The 8,367-nt window shown below is 70.8% G+C and carries 9 protein-coding genes; 3 read left to right on the forward strand and 6 right to left on the reverse strand.

Features of this window, described 5'->3' with window-relative positions:
• Window position 1: 1 nt before the first annotated feature.
• Genes paaE through paaA form a run of 5 tightly spaced genes read right to left on the reverse strand, consistent with a single transcriptional unit; the run spans window position 2 to window position 3,696 of the window.
• A complete protein-coding gene (paaE, locus tag ACGFH9_RS18255; protein ID WP_393220451.1) occupies window positions 2-1,111 on the reverse strand; it encodes a 1,2-phenylacetyl-CoA epoxidase subunit PaaE in 1,110 nt (369 codons plus the stop codon).
• Window positions 1,108-1,614 carry a 1,2-phenylacetyl-CoA epoxidase subunit PaaD gene (gene paaD / locus ACGFH9_RS18260; protein WP_393220454.1) on the reverse strand — a complete coding sequence of 169 codons (507 nt, stop codon included), beginning with the start codon at window positions 1,612-1,614 and terminating at the stop codon, window positions 1,108-1,110. Before paaD ends, paaE begins: the two co-directional genes overlap by 4 nt.
• Window positions 1,611-2,336, reverse strand: coding sequence for a 1,2-phenylacetyl-CoA epoxidase subunit PaaC (paaC, locus tag ACGFH9_RS18265; protein ID WP_355235683.1), 726 nt, complete (start codon window positions 2,334-2,336; stop codon window positions 1,611-1,613). The genes paaD and paaC overlap by 4 nt, the downstream gene beginning before the upstream one ends.
• Window positions 2,333-2,620 carry a 1,2-phenylacetyl-CoA epoxidase subunit PaaB gene (gene paaB, locus ACGFH9_RS18270; RefSeq protein ID WP_266248073.1) on the reverse strand — a complete coding sequence of 96 codons (288 nt, stop codon included), beginning with the start codon at window positions 2,618-2,620 and terminating at the stop codon, window positions 2,333-2,335. The genes paaC and paaB overlap by 4 nt, the downstream gene beginning before the upstream one ends.
• Window positions 2,617-3,696, reverse strand: a complete 1,080-nt coding sequence (paaA, locus tag ACGFH9_RS18275) for a 1,2-phenylacetyl-CoA epoxidase subunit PaaA (protein ID WP_393220457.1) — start codon at window positions 3,694-3,696, stop codon at window positions 2,617-2,619. Before paaA ends, paaB begins: the two co-directional genes overlap by 4 nt.
• 372 nt (window positions 3,697-4,068) lie before the next feature.
• On the opposite strand from paaA, the gene ACGFH9_RS18280 reads away from it, so the two are divergent.
• Window positions 4,069-5,115 (forward strand): hypothetical protein, encoded by a 1,047-nt coding sequence (locus ACGFH9_RS18280; RefSeq protein WP_393220459.1) that lies wholly within the window; start codon window positions 4,069-4,071, stop codon window positions 5,113-5,115.
• A complete protein-coding gene (locus ACGFH9_RS18285; protein ID WP_393220462.1) occupies window positions 5,115-6,071 on the forward strand; it encodes a hypothetical protein in 957 nt (318 codons plus the stop codon). Before ACGFH9_RS18280 ends, ACGFH9_RS18285 begins: the two co-directional genes overlap by 1 nt.
• A 111-nt stretch (window positions 6,072-6,182) precedes the next feature.
• Here ACGFH9_RS18285 and ACGFH9_RS18290 read toward each other — a convergent pair whose 3' ends face one another.
• Window positions 6,183-7,034 carry a menaquinone biosynthetic enzyme MqnA/MqnD family protein gene (locus ACGFH9_RS18290; protein WP_393220464.1) on the reverse strand — a complete coding sequence of 284 codons (852 nt, stop codon included), beginning with the start codon at window positions 7,032-7,034 and terminating at the stop codon, window positions 6,183-6,185.
• A 188-nt stretch (window positions 7,035-7,222) separates the two neighbouring features.
• On the opposite strand from ACGFH9_RS18290, the gene ACGFH9_RS18295 reads away from it, so the two are divergent.
• Entirely contained in the window at window positions 7,223-8,350 is a 1,128-nt protein-coding gene (locus tag ACGFH9_RS18295; protein ID WP_393220467.1) for a DUF222 domain-containing protein, read from the forward strand.
• The last annotated feature ends 17 nt before the right edge of the window (window positions 8,351-8,367 follow it).

The raw sequence follows: 8,367 nt of genomic DNA on the forward strand, positions 1-8,367 counted from the left end.
TTCAGACGTCGTAGTCGACCGTGAGCTTGTCGGTGGTCGGGCTGGACTGGCAGGTGAGGACGTAACCGGCGGCCAGCTCGTCGGGCTCCAACGCGTAGTTGCGGGCCATCGTGACCGAACCGTCGACGACCTTCGCCTTGCAGGTCGAGCAGACACCGCCCTTGCAGGCGTACGGCAGCTCGCCGCGCACCTTCAGCGCGGCGTCCAGCACCCGCTCCTCGCGGCCCATCGTGAAGCTCGACGACCGGCCGTCCAGCACGATGGTGACGTCCGTGCCGATGCCCGGCTGCTCGCTGGGGCGCGTCACCGGCTCCGGCGGCGCGTCGACGTGGAACAGCTCGGTGTGCACGGCCGACTCCGGCAGACCCCGCGCCGCCAGCACCTCCCGGGCGTCGACCACCATGCCGTACGGGCCGCAGAGGAACCACTCCTCGATGACCTCGCCCGGCACGATGGAGCCCAGCAGGCGCGCGAGCCGTTCGGCGTCGATCCGCCCGGAGAGCAGCGGCGATTCGCCCTGCTCCCGGGACAGCACGTGCACCAGGTGCAGCCGGGAAGGGTAGCGGTCCTTCAGGTCGGCCAACTCCTCGGCGAACATCACCGTGTTCGCCGTGCGGTTGCCGTACACCAGGGTGAAGGTGCTGGCCGGTTCGACGGCCAGGGCCGTCGCGACCAGCCCGAGCACCGGGGTGATGCCGGAGCCGGCGACGACCGCGCCGTAGTGGCGGGCCCGGTCCGCCGCGAACGCCGTGGTGAAGGTGCCCAGCGGCGGCAGCACCTCGACCGTGTCACCGCCGCGCAGCGCGCCGCAGGCGAAGGCCGAGAAGGCGCCGCCGGGAACCTGCCGCACCCCGATCCGCAGCCGGCCGCGCCGGGTCAGATCGTCCGGGGTGGAGCAGATCGAGTACGACCGGCGCACGTCCTCGCCGTCGTCGGTCACCCGCCGCACGGTCAGGTGCTGACCCGCGCGGAACGCGAAGGTGTCCCGCAACTCCTCGGGTACGGCGAAGGTGACCGCCACGGAGTCGTCGGTGAGGCGGTCGACGGCGGCCACCGACAGCGGGTGGAAGGCAGGTCGGCGACGGACCGGCCGGGAGATGGTGACTGTCACAGCGCCTTCAGGTGATCGAAGGGTTCGGAGCAGGAACGGCAACGCCACAACGCCTTGCACGCGGTCGAGCCGAACCGGCTGACCTGTTCGGTCTCCGGCGAGCCGCAGAGCGGGCAGCGGACCGCGAGGGTCAGCGCGACCACGCCCGGGGCGTTCGCCGGCGCGGGCGGGGCGATACCGGCTGAGGCGAGCTTGGCCCGACCAGCAGCGGAGATCCAGTCGGTGCTCCACGCCGGGCTGTAGACAGTCCGCACGTCGACGTCCGGATGGCCGGCCGCCGCCAGAGCACGGCGCACGTCGGCCCGGATCACGTCCATCGCGGGGCAACCGGTGTACGTCGGGGTGATGGTGACGCCGACCCGACCGGTGACCGGGTCCTCCTCGACCGCGCGCAGGATGCCCAGCTCGTCGATGGTGATCACCCGGATCTCCGGGTCGACCACGCTCGCCGCCGCCGTCCGCGCGTCGGTCCCGGTCCGCTGTGCGGTGACTCCCGTGCTCACCACTGCGCCCCGGGGTGAGCGCGGTGCAGCACCTGCATCTCGGCCAGCAGGTAGGACAGGTGCTCGGTGTGTACGCCGGCCCGCCCGCCCGTGGGCGCCCAGCCGCGCTCGGGGCGGGTGAGCGTCGCCTCGGCCAGCACCGGCCCGACGACCTCGTCGAACGCCGGCCGCAGACCCTCCGGATCGACAGGCGCCGCCGGGTCCGCCGCGAACAGCTCATGGGTGTACGGCCAGACGTGGTCCACGGCCTCCTGCATCCGGCGGTGCGACTCCTCGGTGCCGTCGCCGAGCCGCTTCACCCACAGCGCGCCGTGGTCCAGGTGGTACGCCGACTCCTTGCGCGCCTTCGCGCCGATGGCGGCCAGTCGTTCGTCCGAGCAACCGGCGAGCGCGGTGTAGAGCGGCACCTGGTACGCCGCCAGGAAGAACAGCTTCGCCATGGTCACCGCGAAGTCGCCGTTGGGCAGCTCGACCAGGAGCACGTTGCGGAACTCGCGGTCGTCGCGCAGGTACGCGAGCGCGTCCTCGTCCCGACCCGCCGCTTCCAGCTCACCCGCGTACGACAGCAGCAGGCGGGCCGCGCCGAGCTGGTCGAGGGCGATGTTGGCGAGCGCGATGTCCTCTTCCATCTCCGGCGCGCGGGTCGCCCACTCGGCCAGCCGCTGCGCGGCGACGAGCGCGTCGTCGCCCAGGGCGAGAGTGAAGGCGAAGGGCCCGTTCACAGGTGTGCCACCCCGTCCGGCACCTCGTAGAAGGTCGGGTGGCGGTAGACCTTGTCGGCGGCCGGGTCGAAGAAGGCGTCCTTCTCGTCCGGGCTGGACGCGGTGATCGCGCCCGCCGGCACCACCCAGATCGACACGCCCTCCTGGCGGCGCGTGTAGAGGTCGCGGGCGTTGCGCAGCGCCAGCTCGGCGTCCGGAGCGTGCAGGCTGCCGACGTGGGTGTGTGACAGGCCGCGCCGCGCCCGCACGAAGACCTCCCACAGAGGCGAGTGTTCGTTGCTCACGCGGCCACCTTCTCCCTGGTGTCGACCTGCTTGGCGGCGTACGCCGTGGCGGCCTCGCGGACCCACGCGCCGTCGTCGTGGGCCGCCCGACGGTGTGCCATCCGCTCCCGGTTGCACGGCCCGTTGCCCTTGATGACCCGCATCAGCTCGTCGTAGTCCGGCTGGCTGTAGTCGTACGCCTGCCGCTCCTCGTTCCACCGCAGGTCGTCGTCGGGGATACGCAGCCCGAGGATCTCCGCCTGCCCGACGCACATGTCGACGAAGCGTTGGCGCAGGTCGTCGTTCGAGAAGCGCTTGATCTTCCAGGCCATCGACTGGGCGGAGTGGGTGGAGTCGCCGTCCGGCGGGCCGAACATGGCCAGCGACGGGTACCACCAGCGATCGACCGCATCCTGGGCCATGGCCTTCTGCGCCGGTGTGCCGTGCGCGAGGGTGTGCAGGATCTCGTAGCCCTGACGCTGGTGGAAGGACTCCTCCTTGCAGACCCGGATCATCGCCCGGGCGTACGGCCCGTAGGAGCACCGGCACAGCGGTACCTGGTTGACGATCGCCGCGCCGTCCACCAGCCAGCCGATCGCGCCCACGTCAGCCCAGGTCAAGGTGGGGTAGTTGAAGATCGAGCTGTACTTCTGCCGGCCGTCGAGCAGCAGCTGGACCAGTTCGTCGCGGCTGATGCCGAGGGTCTCGGCAGCGGCGTACAGGTAGAGGCCGTGGCCCGCCTCGTCCTGCACCTTGGCCAACAGGATGGCCTTGCGCTTGAGCGAGGGGGCTCGACTGATCCAGTTGCCCTCGGGCTGCATGCCGATGATCTCGGAGTGGGCGTGCTGGGCGATCTGCCGGATCAGCGTCCGGCGGTACGCCTCGGGCATCCAGTCGCGCGGTTCGATCTTCTGCTCCGCGTCGACGACCTCGGTGAAGTAGGCCGCCAGGTCCTCGTCCGGCGCCGGGCCGCCGCGGCGCTCACGAGCCGCGGCGGTCCGCAGTTCGGCCTCGGCCGCCTCGACCTCACCGAGCAGGCCCGCGCCGGGCGCGTCGTCCGGTGCGTCGCCGGGGGCGGAGAAGTCGTTGCCATACATGAGGACAAGTGTTACAGCTTGCGCCCGAATGCACTAGGGGGTGTAACAGGAAACCCGAGTGACGTTCCGTCACTGATGGGCGGGTTACCGCTACCCACCGCAATCGCTGCGCCTATGACGTGGCTCACCAAAAAGCTGCCAAACCTCACAAAAGCCACCTAATGCTGGGACTTTCTCCTGATTTCGCACGTTGCCTGGTGTCGAACTCTGGCACTCAGCCCGTCCGGACGTAGACTTTTGCCGGTCAGACGATCGGCTGCCCCCACGCCGGCTCCACCAGAGGCCACCGCCCCCGGCCTCGGCGCACGCACCGGTCGCCCCGGACAACGAAGCCGGTCCCCCCGGCCCTGACATCTGGAGCTCACCCAACTCATGCGATCTCGCGTGACCATGGTGTTCGCCGTCGTGGCGGTGATGCTCGGTGGCGTCCTACTGGTCCCCGCCGCGTATGCCCGGCTCTCCACCGACAACAGCGGCGGTGGCGCTGGCGGTGGTGGCGCCGTCAATGCCGCCACACCCACACCCACACCCACATCCGCGCCCACATCCGCACCCGCACCCGCACCCGCACCCGCGCCGGCCCCGCCGCCACCCCCCACGCTGGCCGCAGGCCGCGTGTCGGTGGCCTTCAAGGGCGACTTCTTCTCGTGGTCACTGCTGGACCGGCAGAGCGGCAAGATCTCCGGATCGTCGAACATGGCGTCGACCAGCTCCACCGAATCGATGATCAAGGCGTGGATCGTCTCCGACTACCTGCGCCAGATCGGGAACCGGGAGCCGCCGCCCGCGCTGAAGGAGTCGGCCCGGCTCGCCATCGTCGACAGCAACGACGGCGCGGCCGACAAGGTCTATGCCGCCGCAGGTGGGTCCTACAAACCGTCGAAGAGCAGCACCCCCGACCCGGTGATCCAGCGGGCGATCAAGATCTGCCGCCTGACCGACACCAAGCGCGGCAACGTCGAGCCCTACACCGGCTACTGGAGCTACACACGGATGTCCCCGCGCGACGCCGCGCGGGTTGGCGACTGCATCGCCGACGGCAAGGCCGCCGGCCCGAAATGGACCAAGTGGGTGCTGGAACAGATGAGCCAGGTCCGCGGCACCACCGCCAAGAAGGATCAGAAGCCCGGCTACGGCGGTGGGCGCTGGGGGATCATCGACGGCCTACCCAAGTCGATCACCGCTCAGGGCCCGGTCAGCATCAAGAACGGTTGGACGCCGATAGGCAGCGACGGGAACTGGCACGTCAACTGCCTCGCGGTCAACGGCAAGTGGAGTCTCGCGGTGATGCTGCGCTACCCGGTCAAGCAAGGGCTGGACTACGGCGCGCAGGTCTGCGCCAGCGTGGCCAGCCAACTGGTCACCCCGCAACCGGGCGCCGCCCTGAAGGTGCCGCAGCAGCCGGTCGGGAAGCTCTGATGGCCGGCAACCGGCGGGCCGACCGCAACGGTGGGGGCGAGGCCTCGCCACTGCGCCTGATCGCCGTCGCGGTCATCCTCATCGGGCTGGTGCTGGTGTCACTTCGCCTGCTCCCCGGATCGCCGTTCGAGTCGGCCGCCGCCGCCAAGTGGGGTGACGCCGAGGCGACGACCGGCGACCGGTCCACCGGCGCGGCCACCGACCGCAGCGCCCGTCAGCCGGCGCCACCCAGCCCCAGCCCTTCGCTGGCACCGCTCCCGTTCCAGGCCAAGGACCTCGACCTCGACATCGAGGGCTGGTACTCCTGGAGCGTTCTCGACCGCCGGACCGGAAAGATCATCGGTTCGAAGAACATGGGCGAGACCAGCACCACCGCCTCGTTGATCAAGTCCTGGATCGTCGCCGACTACCTGCGGCGCACCGCCGAGGCCGGCCAGACACCGAGCGACGCGAAACTCGCCGACGCGAGCCTCATCATCCGGGACAGCGACAACACCCGGGCCCAGCAGTTCTACAACTCGGTCGGCCGGGACGCCTCGATCCGGCGTCTGATCTCCACGTGCAAGCTGACCGACAGCAGCGTCGCCCCCGACAAGGGTTGGTCCCGCACCGCGCTCTCCCCCCGCGACACCGCGCGGCTGGGCAACTGCATCGCCACCGGCACCGCCGCTGGACCGAAGTGGACCAAGTGGCTTCTCAACGAGATGAAGCTGGTCCGGGGCGCCGGCGACTTCGGTATCCGCAAGGCCTTCCCGGCCGCGCAGCAGAAGCAGATCGCCATCAAGAACGGGTGGATCGACCGGACCGAAGAGCAGGAGATGCACATCAACTGCCTGGCCATCGGCGACACCTGGACGATGGGCGTGATGGTCAGGTACCCGATCAACCTGGGCTACGACTACGGCATGAAGAACTGCCAGAAGATCACCGAGGCGCTACTGCTCCCCGGCACCTGACGCGGCTGCTCTTCGACGTCAGCACGCTGCTCTGTCCCTGCGGGCAGAGCAGCGTGCTCTGTGCCCAGCGGCGCCCTACGGACCCGCGGCGTTCCCCCGGCCGGCGGCGGGTCAGCCGGCGAAGAACTCCGGCCCGCCGTCCGGTAGCGCCGGGACCTCGCCGAGCCCGGCGACCCGCCGGGCGAACTCGCGCAGGCCGGAGACCTGCCGCTCACCGAGCGAGAAGTCCAGGATCCGGAAGTACGTGGCCAGCGTCGCCGCGTCGAACGCCTCCCAGCGCGCCGCCGCCTCGGCGACCTGATCGAGTTCGGAGAGGCAGAGGTCGCGCGAGCGGAGGAACGCCTCGTGCACCTCCTTGACCAGGCCCGGGTGCGCGGCGGCGAAGTCTCGGCGGACCGCCCAGACGGCGAAGACCATCGGCAGCCCGCTCCATTCCCGCCACGCCTGTCCGAGGTCGGTCACGGTGAGGCCCCGCAACGGCGCCTCGTGGTACGCCCGCAGCGCCACGTCCCCGATCAACACCCCGGCGTCGGCCTCGAGCAACATCTGGGTCAGGTCCGGAGGGCAGCGGAAGTATTCGGGCCGTACGCCGTACCGCTCGGCGAGCAGCAACTGCGCCAGCATCACCCCGGTCCGCGAGGTCGAACCGAGTGCCACCCGAGCGCCGTCCAGCTCGGCGAGCGGTCGGGTGGAGACCATGTTGACCGAGAGCACCGGTCCGTCGCTGCCCACCGCCAGGTCCGGCAGGAGGAGCAGCTCGTCGGTGTGCTTGAGGTACTCCATCAGCGTGATCGGACCGATGTCGAGGTCGCCGGCCACCAGCGCTGCGCTCAGCCGATCCGGCGAGTCCTTGCGCAGGTCCACGTCGAGCAGGCTGCCCGAGCGCATCAGACCCCAGTAGATCGGCAGGCAGTTCAGGAACTGGATGTGCCCGACCCGCGGGCGTGCGACGCGCTCAACCATGACCCGACCGTATCCCCGGCCTCGGGATCCAGCCCGGCGGGCCGGCCCGGAGTGGCCAACCCCGCACCCGACCCCACCCGACTGCGGGCGCGCCTCGTCGCCCGCCCTTGAGCCGCAGTCCGAAGACGGTGGCGCTGGCCGGGCCCTTCGCAACGAAAAGTGTCGTACACCTGTGCCAGTGTCGGTCCATGTTGAGGGCGTTGGCGCAGGCGGGTGGCGGTGTCGACGCCTGCGCCGACGCCGCGCTGTGGGCCCTTCCCGACCACGACCTGCTCGCATCGCTGGACGCGGCACACGTGCTGACGCAGCGCCTGGCAACCATCCAGCTCGCTCTCGTGCGCGAGCTCGACGGCCGTGGTCTCGCGGTCGCCCAGGGCGCATCGTCCACCGCCGTCTGGTTACGGGAGCGGCTTCGGCTGTCCGGGCGGTCGGCCCGGCAGTTGGTCCAGCTCGCCGCCACCATCGACGCGGCGCCGCCGACGGTCCGTGCCGCCCTCCTCGACGGCAGCCTCACTGTGGAGCAGGGCAAGGTGGTGGCGGAGACGATCGCGGATCTCCCCGTCGAGGCCGGCCCGGAGGCGGCAGAGAAGGCCACCGAGTTGCTGATCGCCTGGGCCGACCGCTTCGATCCGACCACCCTGAGTCGCCTCGGCGAACGCGTCCTCGCGCACGTCGCGCCCGACCTGGCCGACGAGGCCGAGCTGGCGGCCCTCGACCGGGCCGCCGAGCGGGCCGAGGCTCGCCGGCACGTCACCCTCTCCGAGCCGAAGGACGGGCAGGTACGCCTCACCGGCAACCTCGACACCGAGACTGCGAGCCTGCTGCGGGAGGCCATCGATCCGCTCTGCGCCCCGGCCGGCGAGCACGACGACCGCAGCCCGGGCCAACGCAGGGCCGACGCACTCGGCGAGATCTGCCGGCTGGCACTGCGCACCGGCCACCTGCCCGACAACGGTGGAGACCGGCCGCAACTGGTCGTCACCATGTCGCTCGACGCGCTGGTCAACGAGCTCGGCGCGGGCACCCTGGACACCGGAGTGCGTCTCACGCCGGGCGCGGTCCGCCGCCTGGCCTGCGATGCCGCCGTGCTGCCGGCGGTATTGAACGGCAACAGCCAGATTCTGGACGTCGGGCGTCAGCGCCGGCTCTTCACCGGTCCGCTGCGGCGCGCGCTGGTGCTACGCGACGGCGGCTGCGCCTTCCCTGGCTGCGACCGGCCATCCCGTTGGTGCGACGGACACGTGCGCCGTGAGGCGCTGATTGATCGAGTGGAGGTGAGAGACCGCCACCGCCGTCCTGTCGCGGCAGGAGGGTGAAGCTGAGGGGCAGTCGG

The organism is Micromonospora sp. NPDC049102, from assembly GCF_043197485.1.
Taxonomy (GTDB): Bacteria; Actinomycetota; Actinomycetes; order Mycobacteriales; family Micromonosporaceae; genus Micromonospora.

Excerpts from the sequence above, each read along its gene's own strand:
- paaA (WP_393220457.1), bottom strand. The coding sequence starts at position 3,696 with ATGTATGGCAACGACTTCTCCGCCCCCGGCGACGCACCGGACGACGCG.
- ACGFH9_RS18280 (WP_393220459.1), top strand. The coding sequence starts at position 4,069 with ATGCGATCTCGCGTGACCATGGTGTTCGCCGTCGTGGCGGTGATGCTC.
- ACGFH9_RS18285 (WP_393220462.1), top strand. The coding sequence starts at position 5,115 with ATGGCCGGCAACCGGCGGGCCGACCGCAACGGTGGGGGCGAGGCCTCG.
- ACGFH9_RS18290 (WP_393220464.1), bottom strand. The coding sequence starts at position 7,034 with ATGGTTGAGCGCGTCGCACGCCCGCGGGTCGGGCACATCCAGTTCCTG.
- ACGFH9_RS18295 (WP_393220467.1), top strand. The coding sequence starts at position 7,223 with ATGTTGAGGGCGTTGGCGCAGGCGGGTGGCGGTGTCGACGCCTGCGCC.